A 20322-nucleotide genomic window follows, 5' to 3' on the forward strand; every position below is an offset into this window, starting at 1 on the left:
GGTTTTTTTTTATCGTGTAAAATGAATAAGCTTTCTTCTATAAGCGGTTAGTAGTTTTGATTTTGAGATAAAACCAAAATATTTTCCATCTTTTATCACAGGAAGATTCCATGCTCCTGTATCTTGAAATTTACGCATGGCTTTTTTAGCATCATCACTTTCATAGATAATTGAAGTTTCTACTTGTATCATTAACATCTCAACTGTTGTTTTATGATATAAAGAAACATCGAACATAATGTCCCTAATATTGTCTAAAGTTACGATGCCTAGTAAGGTGTTAGATTCGTCAATTACAGGAAATAGGTTTCGGTTCGATTTGGCTACAGCCTCACTTAGCAATTGTTTCAGTGTATAATGTGGTTGTACAGATATAAAATTAGTTTCTATACAATCATCTAATTTCATAAGTGTTAACACCGTTTGATCCTTATCATGTGTAAGTAAGAGTCCTCGTTCTGCAAGAGATCTGGTATAGATATTATGTTCAATGCTGTTTTTGGAAATGATAAATGATATAGACGTTGTGATCATTAATGGAACAAATAATTCATAACTGGTAGTAATTTCAGCAATTAAAAATATAGATGTTAAAGGCGCATGTAATACACCAGCAATCAATCCTGCCATGCCTAATAAAGTGAAATTTGCTTCCGAAACCTGAAATCCTATTCCAATGTTATTAATGATTTTGGCAACTACATTCCCCAGAGCACTGCCCATTACTAATGTTGGAATAATAATACCACCGGATCCTCCAGCTCCAAAAGTAGCAGTCATTGCAATCGCCTTAAAAATGGTAATTCCCGTGAGTAAAGCTATAATCATCCAGATGTTATTGGTCATATTATCAAAAGGAGTATTTCCTATCGCTGCTAAATGATTTCCATTAAGGAGATCATTTATAAAACCCAATCCCTCACCATAGAGTGGAGGTATAAAATATAGCATCACTCCAATAGCAAATCCTCCAATAAGTAATCGATGAATTTTTTTAGGAAAACGATCAAAGAAAGATAATATCCCAAAATACATTTTTGTAAAGTATATAGATGCAATAGCGGTACCAACTCCAAGAATTACATAAAAAGGTGTATCGTAGATATCAAATTTTTCTAGTACTTGAAATCGGAACAATACTTCATCTCCAAGAAAAAAATAAGATGTAATGATAGAAGATACCGAAGCAAACAACAAAGGGAGCAAGGAGGTGAGGGTTAAATCCAGACTAAATATTTCTACAGCAAACACTAAACCCGCCAGAGGAGATTTAAAAACTGCAGATATGGCTCCTGCAGCTGCACACCCAATTAATAAAAATCTGGTTTTTGTATCTAATTTAAAAACTCGGCTTATACTAGAACTTAATGTAGATCCTGAGCCTACTGCAGGCCCCAGAAGACCTACTGATCCTCCAAATCCTACTGTTATAGGTGCTAAAAGCAATGGAAGATAACCGCTTACAGGTCTTATTTTACCATCTTTCTTAGAAAGAGAATATAATATTAGTGGAATCGCTGATTTGATATCTTTTTTAAAGATAAACTTTGTGATAACATAAACTATCAATAATCCGATTACAGGTATGATAAAATAAAAAGATGTCTGCCAGGATATAATATCACTCTCCAACACTACTTGGATCAAATGTGTAATGTTTTTAAGAAGCAGCGATATTAAACCAGCACAAAATCCTACTAGTATGCTTAAGACTAAGACAAAGTTTTTGGTAGAAATATGGCGATACCTCCAAATCAAAAACCGATGCAATAAAGTCTTTTTTTTAGTTGGCATAAGAAGATTTCTGTTGGTTAGATTAAAGGTAACAAAAAATCCCGCTTAGCGCGGGATCTTTTCTATTTTGGTCATTTTGAGTTATAAATCTAATTTGATATTGAGTTCTTTGAGTTGCTCTTGATCAATATTGGCTGGAGCATCTATCATTACATCCCTACCACTGTTGTTTTTAGGAAAAGCAATAAAATCCCTAATAGTTTCTTGTCCTCCTAGTATGGCTACTAATCGATCAAATCCAAAGGCAATTCCACCATGTGGTGGAGCTCCATATTGAAACGCATCCATTAAAAATCCAAATTGTTCTTTGGCTTCTTCTGGAGTGAATCCTAAATGATCAAACATAAGAGCTTGTGTTTCTTTATCATGTATTCGTATAGAACCTCCACCTATTTCATTTCCATTTAATACCAGATCATAAGCATTTGCTCTTACATCTCCCGGTTTAGAATCTAATAGAGGAATATCTTCTGGTTTAGGTGAAGTAAACGGATGATGCATCGCATGATAACGTTCTGTTTCTTCGTCCCATTCTAAGAGAGGAAAATCGACTACCCATAATGGAGCGAACTCTTCAGGATTTCTCAATCCTAATCGTTCTGCTAATTCCATTCTAAGAGCACTTAGTTGACCTCTCACTTTATTTGCATTTCCAGATAATACACAAATAAGATCACCAGCTTTGGCGCCTGTTGTTTCTGCCCATTTTTTTAAATCGTCCTGATCATAAAATTTATCTACAGAAGATTTAAAACTTCCATCTTCATTACATTTTACATATACCATTCCTAGTGCACCTACTTGCGGACGTTTTACCCAATCAATTAGTTTGTCAATCTCTTTTCTGGTGTAGGAAGCTCCACCAGGAACTGCAATACCCACTACTAATTCGGCATCATTAAATACTTTAAATTCTTTATGTTGAGCTACTGCATTAAGCTCTCCGAATTTCATTCCGAAACGAATATCAGGTTTATCATTACCATAGGTTCGCATTGCCTCATCATAGGTCATTCTAGGGAAATCACTGATGTCCTGACCTTTTATATCTTTTATTAAATGACGTGTAAGTCCTTCAAATATGTTAAGAATGTCTTCTTGTTCTACAAATGCCATTTCACAATCGATCTGTGTAAATTCCGGCTGTCTATCTGCTCTAAGATCTTCATCTCTAAAACACTTTACAATCTGAAAGTATTTATCCATTCCACCCACCATCAATAATTGTTTAAATGTCTGCGGTGATTGAGGTAAAGCGTAAAACTGTCCTTCATTCATACGAGAAGGAACTACAAAATCTCTAGCTCCTTCCGGAGTAGATTTAATAAGGTATGGTGTTTCTACTTCTACAAAGTCTTGGTCAGAAAGATAATTGCGAACTTTCATCGCTACTTTGTGTCTAAATAGTAAGCTATTTTTAACAGGGTTACGTCTTATATCCAGATATCTGTACTTCATACGAATATCTTCTCCACCATCAGTTTCATTTTCAATAGTGAAAGGTGGAACCAAAGCTTCATTCAAAATCTGTAATTCTTTGACCAAAATTTCGATATCACCAGTTGCTATATTCGGATTTTTAGATTCTCGTTCAATCACGGTTCCTTTAACCTGAATAACAAATTCGCGACCTAGAGTTTTAGCATTTTCCATTACATCCAAAGATGTACGTTGCTCATCAAAAATAAGTTGAGTAATACCATAACGATCTCTTAGGTCTACCCATATCATAAATCCTTTATCTCTGGTCTTTTGTACCCAACCTGAAAGAGTAACTTCTTTGTTAATATCTGAGTTGCGTAATTCACCGCAAGAATGACTTCTGTACATAGCTATTTGTTAAGGCTGCAAAAATAAGAAGTTTAAGATGAAAAATATCTAGTTTTTATAAAAATGAGGATGGAAGCTAAAAATTATCTGACAGTAATTGATGTGCGGATTTAACATATTTTTTTTATGGTTTTACTGTATAACTAATTGATTGTCAATATCTTTTTAACTAACGCGCGTTAGTTTTAACATTTTTTTATAAGAATGTTTTAATAGTTTTAACCGAACTTATAAACAAATCATTATGAAAAAACATTCACTAAGTAGCAAGGGGCTTTTGCTATTCTTGTTTTTTTTTCCGGTCGTTCTGTTTGCACAGGAAACAATAACCGGGAAAGTAACTAACGAAAGTACTGGGGAAGGAGTACCTTTCATCAATATCGTAGAAGATGGAACCAATAATGGAACTGCCAGTGATATTGATGGTAATTTTTCACTTACCGTTAACAATCTTCCTGTAAAACTAAAAGTGTTTGCACTTGGATTTACTACTAAAGTTGTTTCAGTAGAAAGTACTGGATCGATTACTATTCAGGTTGCTGAAGCTTTAGAAGCGTTAGATGAAATCGTCGTAACCGGTTTAGCTACTTCTGTAAAAAGAAGTAATGCCGCAAACGCAGTAGCTTCGATATCTGCAGAAGAGTTGGTAGGGACAACTCCCCCGCCCACGATAGATGGAGCGCTATATGGAAAGTTTCCTGGAGCAATAGTAAGTGCTAACTCTGGGGCACCTGGAGGAGGATTATCTGTAAAGTTAAGGGGAGCAACTTCGATTACAGGAAATACTCAACCGCTATATATAATAGATGGAGTATATGTAGATAATTCATCTATTGCTGCAGGATTAAATGCAGTTTCTGCAGCAGCAGCGGGAGGAAGTGCTTCGAACCAAGATAACCCTACAAACAGAATCGCTGATATTAATCCAGATGATATAGCAAATATAGAGATATTAAAAGGAGCGTCTGCAGCAGCAATTTACGGGTCTAGAGCTGCGGCTGGTGTTGTAATTATCACCACCAAAAGAGGGAAAGCTGGAGAAACGAAATATAGTGTTTCGCAATCTACGGGTTGGACACAGATTATCAATCTTTTAGGAACTAGAAATTTTAACGAACAAAGAGTTGAAGATAGTTTTGGTGCTGCTGAGGTTCCAAATTTTATTGCAGCTAGAGATGCAGGTAGGTTAGTTGATTATGAGAAGGAAGTCTTCGGTGAGAAGGGATTTATTACTAACACTAATTTTAGCGTTAGTGGAGGTGGTGAAAAAACAAGGTTTTTTTCGGGGATAACCTATAATAATGAAGAAGGAATTGTAAAAAACACAGGTTATGAAAAAATTTCAGTAAGGTTAAATCTAGATCATAGAATGAATGATAGAGTGAAGTTATCTTTAAGCTCTAATTATATTCATTCTTCATCTGATAGAGGTTTTTTTAATAATGATAACTCTGGAACAACTATAGGAGTTGGTCTTACTGCTACTGTTCCTTGGGCAAATTTATTCCCTGATGCCAATGGAAATTATCCAGATTATGCTTTGGGATCTTCAAATATTTTGCAGACTAGGGATTTAGTAACAAATAACGAAAAGGTTGATAGAATAATTTTGGGAGGTTCTGCAAATTTAGATTTGTATAAAGCAGAAAAATCTAGTTTGGAATTAATACTTAGAGGAGGTATCGATTTTTATGGTCAGAAATCACTGGCTTTTTTTCCTAAGCAATTACAATTTCAAAAGCCTTCTAATGGAGGAGTAAACGGTGTTTCGGTACAAGGAGCAACTCAAAATAAAAACTATAACGTTTCTGGATTCTTAGTTCATAATTTCACAACTGATAGCGAATTGAACTTTAGAACGCAAGCTGGTTTAACAAGAGAGTTTTTCGATAGGAATACTTTTTTGACTACGGCTAGTGGTCTTGTTGCTTCAGAAAGTAATGTTGATCAAGCACAAAATACTGGAATCAACCAGTTTAGATTAAAACAAGAAGATTCTGGTTTTTTCGTGCAAGAGGAGATAAATTATCAAGATAAAGTAATAGGTGCTTTTGGAGTAAGAGGAGATAAATCTTCAAATAATGGGGATGCAAACCAGCTTTATTATTACCCTAAAGCATCTATAGCTGCAAATCTTCATGAATTTGGTTTTTGGAAAGAAGATAGTTTTTGGAATCAATTAAAGTTGAGAGCGGCATATGGTGAAGCCGGTAACTTCGCTCCATTTGGTGCTTTATTTACTTCTTATACAGCTTTTACTACTGACGGTTTATTAGGGATTAGTTTAATAGGTACTAGAGGAGATTCCAATATTGAACCAGAAAGACAAAAGGAATTTGAAACGGGGGTTGATATAGGTTTTTTTGATAATAGATTAAGTGCTTCTATTACTTATTATATTAAAACCGTGGATGATCTTATTTTACAACCAACAAGAGAACCTTCTTCTGGATTTACTACAGAATTTGTAAATGCTGGAAGCTTAAGAAACAATGGTATTGAAATTGGTTTAAATGCTACTCCGTATGCAAATGATAATTTTCAATGGGATACAGCAGTAAATTTCTTTAAGAACACTTCTGAAGTTACAGAACTTAATGTACCAGCATTTAATATAGGAGCATTTGGGGCTACTTTAGGTACTTTTAGAATTGAAGAAGGTAAAAGTGCTACACAAATAGTTGGAATAACTCCAAATGGTTTACAGGTATTAGGAGATGCCGAACCAGATTTTCAAATGGCTTTTAATAATACTGTAAAATACAAGGAGTTTGAACTAAATTTCTTATTTCAGTGGAAAAAAGGTGGAGATAATATTAACCTAACAGCATTATTAACTGATTTAAATGGTACTAGTCATGATTTCGATGATATTGATCTGGATCCCTCTGGTCAGTTAGGAAATGGTGATTATAGGGTAAGTCAATTAGGGACTTCAGCAGAGGTTTTTGTAGAAGACGCTTCTTACTTAAGGTTAAGGGAGTTAGGGTTCTATTATAGTTTGCCAAAAAATATTTTGGAAAGTTTTGCTAAAGGGTATGTTGATAATTTAAAGTTTGGTTTTTCTGGAACTAATTTGATTAACATTTTTGATTATAATAGTTATGATCCTGAGGTGTCTAACTTTGGAGCTAATGGTATTTTTACCGGAGTAGAAGTGACTCCATTCCCTTCTTCTAAACGTTATATGTTTAATGTATCTGTGAATTTTTAAAAAAATGAATATGAAATCAATATATAAATTAATGATTTTTTTACTTACCACGATTGGGATCGTTTCGTGTGAGGTTCAAGAATTTTCGGATTTGAATAATCCTGAAGTTGATGCTTTTGAAGAAAACATAACTAGAGGTGATTTACAGGATCTAGTTGGAGGTATATTTTATAGCTCTCGAGTTAGATTAGGAACTTATTATGACGATGTTGCAGTAATAGGAAGGGAATATTGGAGATTTTCTAGTTCGGATCCTAGATTTACAGCCGATTTATTAGGTAAAGGAACTTCAATACTGGATAATAATACATTCTATACTACAGCTCCATGGGCCGCGAGATATAGAACTGTAAAAAATGCAAATCTGATACTAGGCTTTATTGATCCAAGTAAGGATTTATCTGGACAATTTTCGGACGAAGAATTATCTGTTACTAGAGGGTTTTTAAAAACAATGATTGCATATGAATTGTTATTAAACTTGAACCTAACATATGATAATGGTATTCGTATTGATGTAGCAGATGAAGATAATCTTGGACCTTTTGTATCAAGAACAGAAGCTTTAACTGGAATAAGAAATCTCCTGGTTGATGGAGCAAATGATATTTCTAATGGTGGAAATGATTTTCCTTTTGTAATGTCTTCGGGGTTTTCAGGATTTGATACGCCATCAACATTTCTTCAATTTAATAACGCAATTTCTGCAAGAGTAGCGGCGTATCAAGAGGATTATCCATCGGTGTTAAATTTTCTAAGTAATTCTTTCTTAGACTTAGCAGGTGACTTATCTATAGGTCCTAGGCATTCTTTCTCAGAGGACCAAACGGATATTGCAAATCCCTTGTTTTTTGCCTTGAATTCAAGTTCTGCTGGGGCTAGAATTGCTCATCCATCTTTTGTTAATGATGCCGAAATAGGTGATACCAGATTGGATAAAGTAGTTTTAAGAAATAGTTCGATAACATTTGATGATTTAACAGGAGAGTACGATTTTTTCTTGTATGATTCTAGAGTGGCTCCTATACCAATAATTAGAAATGAGGAATTAGTTTTATTATATGCCGAAGCAAATATTATGGCAAATCCGTCTGAAACGATTATAGCTTTAGATGTTATAAGAAATGCCGCTTCCTTACCATCATATTCTGGTGGAATGATGGCCTCAGAACTTACCACTGAAATGCTAAATCAAAGAAGATATTCATTATATGGAGAAGGTCATAGATGGATTGATGCAAGAAGATTTAATATTTTGGATCAATTACCAATTGATAGAATAGATGATGAGGGGAATCCAGATGACGTTTGGATTGAATTTCCAATTCCGTTAACTGAGAATCAATAATATTATCTATTTATAATTATATAATAAAAACGCCGCAGATCTGCGGCGTTTTTTTATAGATTCAAAATCATCAATATGCTTTCTATTTTTCTTATATTTTATTCACTTTCTGTATAATTCTTTTACCAAAAAAATCTGTGATTTCCATTAAATAAAAACCACTTGGTAAATCGGATAAGTCATATTCTAATTGACTATTCGTAGATTTAAAAATTGCTTTTCCAGAAACATCATACAAACGAATTCCTGAAGGAGCGGTAGTAAACGATACGGTATTGATTACAGGATTAGGGTAGAATACAATAGTGTTTAATACGACTTCTTCCACTGATAGTATTTCTGATTCACCAACTTCTCTTACCACACTAACTTTATTACTTTGTGATATAAACAGGTCTCCATTTCTATTAAACAAAAGATAGTTAGAATCATCTAGTCCTCCAATAATATCTGTTGTGCTACCGTCATTTTGGTTATATTTCACAATTTTTACAGTAGCAGATGGTCCGTTACCTACTTGTTCGTCGAAATAAACAAAATCATTAGAATCTACAGCGACAGAACGAATCCCAACAATTCCGGTTAATAGTGTTGTGCTCGATCCATCAGGCGAGATTTTGATTAATTTACGGTCGTTACGATCTGCAACAAAAAGGTTTCCACTACGATCAAATGCGATTCCTTCTGGAGAGAATAATCCAGTAGTGTATTCGGAAACTGACCCAGCAGGTGTTATTTTAAGAATATTTCCACTAAAATTACTTACATATAAATTTCCAGCAGTGTCAAACTTTACATCCCATGGAGAGCTAATCCCATCAGAAGAACCAAGGAATTGTGATTGTTGTGCATTGGTATCAAAAGTTAAAACCTGACTTAAAAACGACTCTGCCACATAAAGGTTGTTATTCTGGTCAAAAGAAATTCCGTTGTTATTAAAACCTGTAGAAGCAAACTCTGTGGTTATTTCTATATCCGTTGCTTTAAAAATTTTCCCAGTAGTATGTTCAGCGATGAATAAATTTTGATCTCCATCAAAGGCTAGACCTCTCGGAGAGTTTAACCCAGTTACATAATCCTCAATTACAAAAGCAGGGCCTTCTACAGTTACGGTGGTACTACATGTGTTTATATTACCTGCAATATCTGTAACAGTTAAGGTAACTATTTGTTCTCCAATATCAGCACTAGTAAAATTCGTTTTATCAATGGCTATATTTTGAATGCCACAATTATCCGAGGAGTTCTCATTTATATCTTGTGCGGATATGTTTGCTAAACCAGAATCATCTAATTGAATACTAAAAGGAGCAATACAATTGGCAGTAGGAAGGATTTCATCAGTTACAGTAACTGTTGCTGTTGTCATATCAGAATTTCCAGAAGTATCAGTTACGGTAAGAGTAACAATATTGTCTCCAATGTTAGAGCAATCAAAAGTACTAGGAGAAACGATAATGGATGCTATATTACAATCGTCATTTGACCCATTGTCTATATCCGTTTCTGTAATAGTAATAGTTCCATTATCATCAAGTTGTACAGTAATATCATTTGCTTGCGCTATTGGATCATTTGTATCCTGAACCGTAACTACTGCAGTGTTAGAATCAGAATTACCGTTTACATCTGTTACGGTTAAGGTTACTGTGTTTTCTCCTACATTAGTACAATTGAAAGTATCAGGCGATACTGTAATGGAAGAGATGCTACAATTATCAGAAGATCCATCGTTGATATCGCTAGCAACAATACTTGCCATACCACTATTATCTAAAGAGACAGAAATATTTTTAGTAACTACTGTAGGGTTTATAACATCCTGTACAGTAACTATAGCAGTCGTTTCGCTAAAGTTATTACTTGTATCTGTTGCGGTCAGTGTAACAGTGTTTTCTCCGACATTCGAGCAATCAAAAGTGTTTGGAGTAACGGTTAGACTTAGATTACAATTATCTGAAGATCCATCATTAATATCGTTTCCTGTAATACTTACTGAACCATTCTCATCAAGTGCTACAGTAATATCTTTTGCTTGCGCTACTGGATTTGTATTATCTTCTACTGTTACAAGTGCTGTTGTCGAATCACTATTTCCAGCAATATCTGTTACAGTCATTGTTACTGTATTTGCTCCTAAGTCAGAACAGGTTAATACACTAGGAGACACTGTAATTGAATCAATAGCACAATCATCTGTAGAACCATTATCAATAGCAGTAGGATCTAAAACAATAAAACCGTTAGTGCCTAGTTGTACGGTAATATCCTGAGCCACAGGTGTTGGATCGGTAGTATCTTCTGTTGTGCTAATAAAGTCACGACTTGAGTATCTACTTTTATCATCAGAAGCACACACGGCTCTTACAAATATTCTGTAAGTGGTGTTAGGATTTAAATCATTTAACGTAAATGGGTTTGTATTTGCTGCATAAATAACTTCGTCTGATGTACCAATACGAGTAACTGAAACCTCCCAAGAAGTTTCAGAACCATTTGAGGTCCATCCAATGGTTCCAGAAGAACAAGTTTCATTAGTAATTGTCAATGAAGTTGGTATCTGACATGTAGCTATGGTTCTAAAATCATAAGTAATCCATTTACTAAAACCATCTGTATCACAATTAGATCTTACATATAGTGTGTAATCGGTATCTTTAATAAGTCCATTAACACTATAAGTTGTAGAAGTGATCACATCACCAGAAACTGGTTCTGGATCATTGAATAAAACAACGGTTGCCTCCCAGCTAGTTTCTGAATCACCAGCTTGCCAGGAGAAGTCTGCACTGTCCAATGTGATATCTGTACTGTTAATATTTATAGGAGAAGGACATGTTTCAAGCGTTGTAAAAAATACCTGAGGAGAGTAGTCACTATCAGAAGTAGTACAATTAGATCGAATAGCAATACTATAATTAGTGTCTTGATCTAAATTTGTTAGAGTAAACGGATTTGAATTTGCCGATATCACTTCTCTTGAAGAATTATCTCGATTGATAACCAAAATATCCCAAGAGGTTTCAGAACCTGCATTTGTCCAACTTACGTCTACCGTCGATGGTGTCAAGCTATTCGTATCAATATCTAAATTTGATGGGATTCTACAGTTTGGAAATTGATAAGTAAAAGTATACTGTGTACCCTCTCCAGGGTACTCGGACGTAGATATATTGTCATCAGAAACTGTAGAGCTAACAGAGCTTGGAGATCCTGGTGTAACACTAATAAAACTAATTTGATCTGAAAATTCTGTATTCAACCCGATACTTGTAGATTGATTTTCAGTAGAATTATTTGGCCCATATAAAAAAGTAATATTATTTGTGGTCTCTTCGAAGATTATTCTGAAGCTAACTTCAGAACTTGTATTCGAAGGAAATTGACTTGTCCAAAGTACTTTTTCCCATTCAATCGTAAATGTTCTAAAAGGAGCTGTTCCCGATAACAGTGTTTTTCTTTTAGCAATAGTATTATCATTTGCAACAGTCATTTGGTTGTCCCATAAAGGAGCAATAATTGCTGTTGTACCAGATTCATTTTGTTGTCCAAGATCAGATAGTTCATTAGGTTGAGGTTCACTAGTTCCACCCAGACTGACCTCTCCGTTATTTTTAAATATTAAGCGGTTTATTTTTTGACCAGCATATTCAAAATCAAAAGGTATGCTAAGTGAACTAAAAGTGTTACGGCTTAGTACAGTTTCATCGGCTCCAACTAATGGGTCATAGGAAGCAGTACTTTCAGAAAAGGTATAATAATTTTCGATTTGAGCTTTTGTGGTATTCCAACACAAGAGCGTTAAAAGTATTCCAAGGTAAAAATAGTTTTGTTTCATAAAGTGTTATTTGTTTTCTGTTTTCATCGTAATTAGATACACATTTTTTGAAGAAATGTATCTATTTACTTTTTGAATTAATGCAAAAAAGTAAATAGATAACAAAATGTATCCAGATTAATATTGTTTGTTTAGGATTTGTAAGTAGGAAAATTGGTTTTTCAAGTATGTTTATGATTTGGGGTTTATAATAGATTCGGGTTTTTCGAGCGCGAAATTAACATTAAATTATAAATGGTCAAAATAAGAAGAGGTTAGTTAACAGTTGTTTAAGCAAAAAAAACGCCACATTTCTGCGGCGTTTTTTAGTACAATTAAGATGCGAATTAAGTGGCTGATGGTATCGGCATTTCGTCACTTTCATCACTTTCTAATTCTTCTTTTTCTTCCTGATTAAGTATTGGTGTAGTGCTTCTTTTTTTACTGAACCAAACTTTTACCTTGTGTACTATAAAGAATAAACATGGCACTATGATCAGTGTTAGGAAGGTTGCTATAATTAATCCATAGATTACTGCCCAGGCAAGAGGTCCCCAGAAAATCACATTATCACCACCAATATAAATTTTAGGATCAAAATTGGCGAATAAGGAGAAGAAATCTATATTAAATCCAACTGCTAATGGAATCAGACCTAATACGGTTGTAATAGCAGTAAGAATTACGGGTCTTAGACGTGCTCTTCCTCCTTTTACGATTAGTTTCATTACCTCATCATTATCAAGATGTTCGTTTTCTGGAATATTGAGTTCTACCTTTTTGCGATCTATTAATAATTGTGTGTAATCTAGTAATACCACACCATTATTCACTACAATTCCTGCCAATGATATGATTCCCATCATGGTCATCATGATTACGAATGCTGCTCCAGTGATCAGAATTCCACCAAATACTCCAATAAAGCTTAAGAAGATAGCAATCATGATAATAGTAGGTTTAGAAATAGAACTAAACTGGAAAATAAGGATCAACATAATAAGTCCTAATCCCGCAAAAAAGGCTCCCATTAAAAACTCCATTTGCTTGTTTTGCTCCTCGATCTGTCCTGTATAATTGATTTTAACACTGTTCGGTTTATCTTTAAAACTCGCCATCTCAGTTTCTATTTGTGCTACAATAGCTCCAGCATCAGTGTAACCAGGTTGTAATCCTGAATATACAGTTACCACTCTTTTGGTATCACGATGTTTGATCGCACTAAATGAAGACGTATTCTTTTTAGAAGCTACCGCAGAAACTGGAATCTCTTTCAATCTTCCTGTTGCTTGATCTCTAAATGTGATATTCTGATTAAATAAAGCACTAGTATTGTAGCGATCATTTTTATCAAAACGGACATAGATATCATAGTCTTCTCCATCTTTTTTATACACTCCAGCTTTCTCACCAAAAATGGAACGACGTAATTGATTTCCAACCTGTCCGGCAGCAACTCCTAATTCACCTGCTTTTTGGCGATCAACAGCTACCTGCATAGCAGGTTTCCCTTTGTTAACATCAATCTTTAGTTCTTCGATACCAGGAATGTTCTTTTCATTGATGAAATTTCTCATACGTTCTGCTACGTTGATCAACTCATCATAGTCTTTTCCTTCGATTTCGATGTTTATGGGATATCCAGCTGGCGGACCTACGGCATCTTTTTCTACAGAAATGGCAACACCTGGATAGATTCCTTTCAATGCTTTTTGTACTTTGAATCGTAATTCTTCAGAGTCTTTTCCTTTTCTGAATTTAAACTCTCTCATAGCGGCAATGATTTTACCACGATGAGGCATTTCTGCACTACTACCACCATCTGTTTGTGGATTTCCTGCTCCTTCACCTACCTGTGATACGGCAGCTTCTACCAAGAAGTTGTGATCTTCGCCTTCGATATATTCTTCATCATTAATAATAGCGTATACACGATTTTCAATTTCCTTGGTAATTTTATTCGTTTTTTCGATATCCGTTCCTTGTGGATATTCGATATATACTATAATTTGATTGGGTGTATTATCTGGGAAGAATTCTACCTTGGTTCGCTGACTTCCAACAGAAGCACCAAATGCTCCAAATACCACAAATAATAATAGGAATGTTCCGAAGACAAAAGCATAGGTTCTCCATCCTTTTAAGGCAAAAGAAAGAAAACGTTGGTAGGTGTTTTCTAACCAAGTTAAAATCCTTGTTTGGAAAAAAGTAGCCATTTTTTTTAATAGATACTTGTAGATCCAGAACATGATCGCGGTAAAGATCATTAAGGTTCCAAGTCCTCTTGCTGGTCCACCAACAATCATGATAAATATTCCAAATCCACCAAGAATCAAACTTAAGCGAATTAGTTGTTTTACAGTCAATTCTCTTTCACCTATATCCATAAATTTAGAAACGAGCATGGAATTGAAGAATATTGCCACGAAAAGTGAAGATCCTAATACGACAGATAGTGTTATTGGGAAATAAATCATAAACTGCCCCATAACTCCAGGCCACATACCAAGTGGTACGAATGCCGCAACTGTGGTTAATGTAGAAACAATTATAGGGAAGGCGATTTCACCAATTCCTTTTTTGGCAGCTTCAATACGAGACATACCTTCTTCTTCCATCAAACGATATACGTTTTCTACTACCACAATACCATTATCTACTAGCATTCCTAATCCCATAATTAGAGCAAAAAGAATCATCGTATTCATAGTATATCCTAATAGGGATAGTACCATAAAGGATATAAACATAGACATCGGTATTGCAAAACCAACGAATAATGCATTTCTAAATCCTAAGAAAAACATTAAAACCCCTACAACCAGAATAATCCCGAAAATGATATTGTTTACCAGGTCATCCACTTGATTAATGGTTTTGGTAGATTGGTCATTAGCAATACTGATATTTAGATCTGTTGGGAATACATTTTCCTGCGCATCAGCTACTATCACTCTTATTTGATCAGCAGCTTCTACCATGTTTTTCCCAGAGCGTTTTTTTACCTCTAGCATTACTACATTATCACCAAACTCTCGAGCATAAGTGGTTTTATCTTCTTCTTTAAAAGTAACTTTGGCAATATCTCTAAGGTAGACAGCTCCATCCTGAGATTTTACTACAAAATTGTCTAGTTCTGAAGGTTGATCTATTTCACCAAGAATTCTGATAGTTCTTCGCTGTCCACTGGTAATCATATTTCCTGCAGACATAGTGATATTACCATTTCTAATGCTATTCAAGACATCATCAAAGCTCACCTTTGCTGCCATCATTTTATAGATATCTACAGCTACTTCTACTTCTTTTTCCTGCGCACCTCTAATATCTACCCCTTTGATTTCTTTTAGATCTTCAATCTCATCCTCTAGATATTCTCCAAACTGTTTTAACTTATCAACTGGATAATCTCCAGTGATGTTGATATTCATGATTGGAGTTTCCTCTGAGATACTTAAGTCGAAAACATTTGGTTCTACCTTGGCACCATTAAAGGTTGGCCAATCTTCATTAGATTTTTCAGAGTCTACTTCGTCTTTTACCTTTTGTTTAGCTTCCGCAACCGTAAATTTCTCTTCAAATTCTACTGTGATGATTCCATAATCCTCCTGCGAAGTGGATACGATTTCTACTACACCTCCAAGGTTCTTTAGCTTATCTTCTAGCGGATCGACAATTAATCGCTCTATATCTTCCGAGGTATTTCCTGGATATGGAACGCTAATGTATATTTTAGTTTCATTAATTTCTGGGAAATTCTCTCTTGGCATCGAGAAATATGCCGATAACCCAAGAACAAAGAAAATCGCCATCATCACATAGATGGTTGTTGGGTTGTCGATGGCCCAAGACGATAATCTAAATTCTTTATCTACTTTTTTCTTATTTACTTCCATAAGATGTTAGTTTATAATTTCTACTTTCTGACCATCCTTAACACTTCTTGCTCCTTCACTAATGATATCATCACCATTCGTGATTCCTTCAAGAATTTCGATATAATCTCCTTGAGTTTTTCCTGTTTTTACGATAGTACGTTTTGCTTCGGCGATGTTTTTTGCATCTTTTCCAGAAGTTACATAAGCATACTGATCTCCCTCTGCATTTTCTGAGATAATACTTTGTGGAATTAAAATCGCTTTTTCGCTCGTGTAATCGTTGATCTGAACTTTGGCAGTAAGATTAGGTTTGATAATCCCATCTTTATTAGGAACTGCTACTTCTACTGTAAACGAACGGTTATTTGGATTGATGTAGTTTCCTACCTGACGAATTTTTGTATCGATCGTTTTTCCTAAAACTGGAAAATGTACTTTCGTTTCTTTTCCTTTCACAATACTAGAAATATAACTTTCTGGAACTTCTACTTCTATATACATATCGTCTAGGTTTACAATACGGATCAATTGTGATTGTCCAGGAGCAACCACACTTCCTTGCTCAGTAATTACATCATCCACAATACCAGAAAATGGAGCGGTTACGGTAGCTTTAGCTAATTGACGTTTCATTTGATCTACACCATTCTTCGAAGACTCATAGTTTGTTTTGGCTTGAAGGTACTGAATCTCGGAACCTATTTTTTGCTCCCACAACTTTTTCTGACGTTCATAGGTTGTTTTAGCTAATTCTGCTTGCACTTCCATTTGTGCTACTTGTTGGCTAAGACCTCCATCATCAATTCTTGCAAGAACCTGACCTTTGGAAACTCTTTGTCCTTCTTTAACTAAAACTCTTACTAGTGTTCCCGCAGCTTCAGGATACAACACAATGTTCTTTTTAGTTTCTACACTTCCTTGTAATTCTAAATAGTGGTTAAATAAAGTGTCTTTGGCGGTAATGGTTGTTACTAAAGGTAATTTTTTGATGCTGTCTAAGGATGCAATAGCTTCATCTAGTTGCTTTAGTTTGTTCGCAATTTCCTGCTGCTCTGTTACGATCTCGCTTCTCTTTGCTCTAATCGCAGTTAAATCTCCGTCTTCGATAACTTTTTCTATAGACGTTCCATCTTTTTGTCCGCAAGAGGCAATAAGAAGGGATACTGAGAATATGATAAGTATTTTTTTCATGAGTATGTCTAGTTATTTGGTGTATTAAGTATTGTTTCTAGTTTGGCTTTGTTGTTTATAATGGTAAGCATCGCTTGTAGTACTTCTTGTTGTACACTGTATAATTGTAATTGTGCTTGCCTTAATTCAAAACTCGAAGCCAATCCTTCGGTATATTTGATTTGATTTTTATTTTCTATTCTTTCAGCTAAAGAAAGATTCTGTTTTGATGTTTCATACGTTTCTAAAGAAAGTTGATAATCGCTTACTGTAGAATTGTACTGAAGTTGGATTTGTTGTTGTGCTTCTATAAAAGAGGTATTCGCTTGCTCAAAAGCAATTCTTGCTCTTTGTGTTTTAGCACTTCTTCCTAAGGAACTGAAAATTGGAATGTTTAGACTAACTCCCAAAATAGAAGATTGAAACCAGCGCTGATCATTTTCTAAAAATGTAAATGAATCACTATTTGCTTGTGTACCATAATTTACAAAAGCCGATAATGTTGGTAAAGCTCTACTTTTTTCTAATTTAAGTTCTAATCTTCGCTGTTCAGTTAACAGATATCCCAATCGGTAATCGATATTGTTTTCAATAACAAATGGTTTTAAACCAACAGAATTGTCTATGTTTTTAGTTGTTAGACTATCCAAATTATCTGACAATACTGTATTAGAATCTACATCAACTCCGATAGTAAGATTAAACATTTGCAAAGCTATTTTTGCTAGCCTTTCTGCATTGTTCAACTGATTTGTAATTTGTAATAAGGTAATCTGAAGTTGTTCTACATCTTCTTCTTCGGCTAGGCCGTTTTCAAATACCTTTTTTCTTTCTTCATAGTTCTTTTCTAAAGCAGCTTTGTTATTCTGAAGAATCTTTACACTTTCATCCGATACCAAGACACTTCCGTAAGCGTTGATCACACTTTCACGAACATTAAGTTGGGTTTTTTCTTGTGAATCATTGCTGTATTGTAAAAAGCTTTTAGCAGCCTCTAGACCTACAAGGTAAGACCCATCAAAAAGTAATTGCGATAAGGTGGCACTAGCAGTAAGTTGTTGTTTGGTTCCAAATACTACTGGAATGAAACCTTCCAGAGGATCTGGAGAGCCGTTTGCGGTTAAATCAAAAAATTCTTCTACAGTATTAATGGTACTTTCTCTATTGTCAAAAGCAGAGGCTGGTAATAAAGAAACTGGTTGCTTTAATTGATTTTGGTAATCAATAGCTGCATTAATTTGCGGTAAACCGGTGGCGGTTGTTTCCCATTTCTGTTTAAGTGCTTTAGCTACATCACGTCTGGCATTGATGGATTGATAACTATTTTCCAAAGCAAACTCTATAGCTTCGTCTAAGCTAAATGAATATTGTGAAGAAGCAGGAGTCTGCTGTGCAAAAGAAAATGTTATGAATAAGCTAAAGAAACATAAGGACCAAAGGTTGTTTCTCATAATTTATGGTTGTTTTAATAGATTGTTTAAAATTTTTAAGCCTTTTTCTGTGGCAATACCGCGTACGTGGTATTCTAAGTAATCAGTCATTAATTTAGCAACTGGAAATTTATGGATGGGGAACATCTCTTGATCTTTGATGCCTGTCATTCCCATAAAATAGAGTCTGGAAATTGTTTCAACATCAATATTATCTCTAAAAACTCCAGTTCGTATTCCTCTTTCTAAATTGTCGATTACACATTCCTGCATCGTATCAAATTGTCGAACTTTAAGGCTGCTATGAATTTTTGGATAGTATTTCTGAAGTTGATATTGAGGAGATGTTTTTTCACCTTTTAAATGGTGCATTACAAAAGCCTTGATAGCATATAGTTCCTCAATCGGTTCTTTATTTTCTTCTAAAATAGCATCGATTCCATCGCTAACCGTACAGAACAAATGATCGGTTGTGGCTTCAACTAACTTTGTTTTATTCTGAAAATGCGCATAGATAGTTTTCTTAGAAATTCCCATTTCCGAAGCAAGATCATCCATTGTAACACTCTTAAAACCTAGGTTTAAGAACATGTCATTCGCTTTTTCTATTATTTTTTCCTTCATATGGGGTTTACTTAATTACTGTGCAAATGTACATGAGGAAACTTTAAAAACATTAAAAGTTTCCTAAGTTTCACAATTTTTTAACACTGATCTAACATGAATCGTCATTTTAGAGGGCTGAACTGTTGTTATTTTTGTTTTTTTTAAGTACAACGAAAAAGGCTGTCCAATTTGGACAGCCTTTTTAACAAGATCTTAGTTCTTATAATTAATTATAAAGCTTTTTTCGGAATCTAGTATAAGCTCTGAAACTTCCTGTAGAAGATTGGTTACGTACTACGCGCAGTCGTCTTCCGTATCTTCTTTCAGGACTAAAAGGAGGCCAGCTTGGATCTACAATATGCACAGTCCAGTAACTGGAATTCCATATACCATTTTCAAGCTCTACTTCTTTTCTTAGCTGCCATGTATCAATATATCTGTAGAATTTTACAATAGTTTGTCCGCAAATGACATTTGTCCAGGTAAAAGCTTCGTTTAATTTTCTCCAGTTACCTCCAAATACCGATTGTCTGGTATTATTAGTCCAGGTTTGTGAGTCACAGAATTCTATATAATCAGGGTTTGAATTCAAAGGAACCTGACAACGTTGGCTTCTAAAGGTGTTCTCAGATTCATTATAACAACTACTGCTTTTTTCAAAGATTTCTTCATAGTTATTATCCAGGATCTCTACCTTTTTTAAAGAAGAGTCCATTGTTCTACCAGATTCTTGGAAAGCATCGTAACCAGCTGCTTTAGCTAATGCTTCAGGAATCGCTACATCTTGGTCAGTGAGTTCTATAAATAATTCGAAAGGAGAATGATTTTCCATTTCTATCATCAGTTCCTCGTTTTTTAAAAGGTCATAATCATACAGTTTAATAAGTTGAAATATTTCATACTCATTATCATTTTCATCACCAATTTCAAAGAGCTTTACATCCAATCCATTTTTCTGTATATGAGCAATTTCTCTTGATTTTGGAAGTATATCATCATTAAGTTCTCCAATTAGATCCTGTTCCGAACTGGATTCAGATTGTGGTTTCTCACAAGAATATGCAATAATCATTGTGAGCATTAGGGCTAAAGTTTTAAAAGTGATTTTTTTCATGTGTAAATGGTTTATTTTGTTTACCACAAAGCTATTTTGAGTATAATTTTTGGATGTCCGAAAACTTTTACATTCAAAATATTAGGACATATTTAATGTGTATAGGATCTCAATTTCAAGA

General features: G+C 34.6%; 10 protein-coding genes. 2 read left to right on the forward strand and 8 right to left on the reverse strand.

The genetic code is table 11. The features are described 5' to 3' along the window. Nucleotides 1–9: 9 nt before the first annotated feature. Entirely contained in the window at nucleotides 10–1794 is a 1785-nt protein-coding gene (locus Q1B37_RS01665) for a chloride channel protein (protein ID WP_299603846.1), read from the reverse strand. An 81-nt stretch (nucleotides 1795–1875) separates the two neighbouring features. Further along, on the reverse strand, nucleotides 1876–3624 hold the full coding sequence (aspS, locus tag Q1B37_RS01670) for an aspartate--tRNA ligase (RefSeq protein ID WP_299894713.1): 1749 nt from the start codon (nucleotides 3622–3624) through the stop codon (nucleotides 1876–1878). Between the two features lie 244 nt (nucleotides 3625–3868). On the opposite strand from aspS, the gene Q1B37_RS01675 reads away from it, so the two are divergent. After that, nucleotides 3869–6838 (forward strand): SusC/RagA family TonB-linked outer membrane protein, encoded by a 2970-nt coding sequence (locus Q1B37_RS01675; RefSeq protein ID WP_299894716.1) that lies wholly within the window; start codon nucleotides 3869–3871, stop codon nucleotides 6836–6838. 10 nt (nucleotides 6839–6848) lie between these two features. Next, nucleotides 6849–8186, forward strand: a complete 1338-nt coding sequence (locus tag Q1B37_RS01680; protein WP_299894718.1) for a RagB/SusD family nutrient uptake outer membrane protein — start codon at nucleotides 6849–6851, stop codon at nucleotides 8184–8186. A gap of 91 nt (nucleotides 8187–8277) precedes the next feature. Here the strand turns inward: Q1B37_RS01680 and Q1B37_RS01685 are convergent, their stop codons facing one another. From Q1B37_RS01685 to Q1B37_RS01710, 6 genes are all read right to left on the reverse strand, one after another. Continuing rightward, nucleotides 8278–12024 carry a fibronectin type III domain-containing protein gene (locus Q1B37_RS01685; RefSeq protein ID WP_299894721.1) on the reverse strand — a complete coding sequence of 1249 codons (3747 nt, stop codon included), beginning with the start codon at nucleotides 12022–12024 and terminating at the stop codon, nucleotides 8278–8280. Nucleotides 12025–12350: 326 nt separating this feature from the next. Further along, the gene (locus Q1B37_RS01690) at nucleotides 12351–15899 is read right to left on the reverse strand and encodes an efflux RND transporter permease subunit (RefSeq protein ID WP_299894724.1); all 3549 of its coding nucleotides are present in this window, start codon (nucleotides 15897–15899) and stop codon (nucleotides 12351–12353) included. Between the two features lie 6 nt (nucleotides 15900–15905). Then, a complete protein-coding gene (locus Q1B37_RS01695) occupies nucleotides 15906–17072 on the reverse strand; it encodes an efflux RND transporter periplasmic adaptor subunit (RefSeq protein WP_299894727.1) in 1167 nt (388 codons plus the stop codon). 8 nt (nucleotides 17073–17080) lie between these two features. Then, nucleotides 17081–18502 (reverse strand): TolC family protein, encoded by a 1422-nt coding sequence (locus Q1B37_RS01700; RefSeq protein WP_299894730.1) that lies wholly within the window; start codon nucleotides 18500–18502, stop codon nucleotides 17081–17083. 3 nt (nucleotides 18503–18505) lie between these two features. Continuing rightward, on the reverse strand, nucleotides 18506–19105 hold the full coding sequence (locus Q1B37_RS01705) for a TetR/AcrR family transcriptional regulator (protein WP_299894732.1): 600 nt from the start codon (nucleotides 19103–19105) through the stop codon (nucleotides 18506–18508). Nucleotides 19106–19313: 208 nt separating this feature from the next. After that, nucleotides 19314–20201, reverse strand: coding sequence for a hypothetical protein (locus Q1B37_RS01710; protein ID WP_299894735.1), 888 nt, complete (start codon nucleotides 20199–20201; stop codon nucleotides 19314–19316). Between the last annotated feature and the right edge of the window lie 121 nt (nucleotides 20202–20322).

The organism is uncultured Aquimarina sp. (genome assembly GCF_947492965.1).
Taxonomy (GTDB): domain Bacteria; phylum Bacteroidota; class Bacteroidia; order Flavobacteriales; family Flavobacteriaceae; genus Aquimarina.